This is a genomic window from Candidatus Pelagibacter communis, from assembly GCF_001180105.1.
Classification (GTDB): Bacteria; Pseudomonadota; Alphaproteobacteria; order Pelagibacterales; family Pelagibacteraceae; genus Pelagibacter; species Pelagibacter ubique_K.
Window position 1 is genome coordinate 1 of sequence record NZ_CVSO01000042.1, and the last position, 569, is coordinate 569.

Sequence of the window (569 nt, forward strand, 5' to 3'; positions counted from 1 at the left end):
GAATAATTCTTCTTACTTGACTCTCAACTCTATGTTCAAACAAATAAATTCCTTGCCATGTGCCCAACAACAATTCCTTTTTTTTAATACTCAGAGATATTTGATTATTAGTTAAAGTAGATTTAATATGTGCAGGCATATCGTCCCTGCCTTCTGATTTATGAATATAAGATTTTTCATCCATAGGAACTAATTTATTAAAATAATTTAATAAATCTATTTGCACATCAGGATCAGCATTTTCTTGAACAATTAAAGAGGCACTCGTATGTTGAATGCTTAAATTTAAAATTCCATTATTAAATGAATTTTCTCTAATCCAATTAATGGTTTGATCTGTAAAATTGTATAATTTTTGTCCGTTTGTTTTGAGTCTTAATTCAAAAAACTTTTGCTTCATTTTTTAGTTTTAAAATCAATTCCATACTCTGATCTTGGTCCTTTCCTCAATCCATATGGACCTGCTATAAATATTGTAAGAGGTTTTGTACCAGGTTTAATGTCAATTCTATGATGAGTATTTGCAGATCTAAAACCAATATACCCTGCTGGTCTCCAGAATCTTCCAG

Annotated in this window: 1 protein-coding gene; it reads right to left on the reverse strand. The window is 29.5% G+C overall.

Annotated elements, in window-relative coordinates; translation table 11 throughout:
* Positions 1 to 400 (reverse strand): secondary thiamine-phosphate synthase enzyme YjbQ (locus AMN84_RS03275; RefSeq protein ID WP_075483335.1); only part of this gene is annotated, 400 nt, incomplete at its 3' end.
* Positions 401 to 569 lie beyond the last annotated feature (169 nt).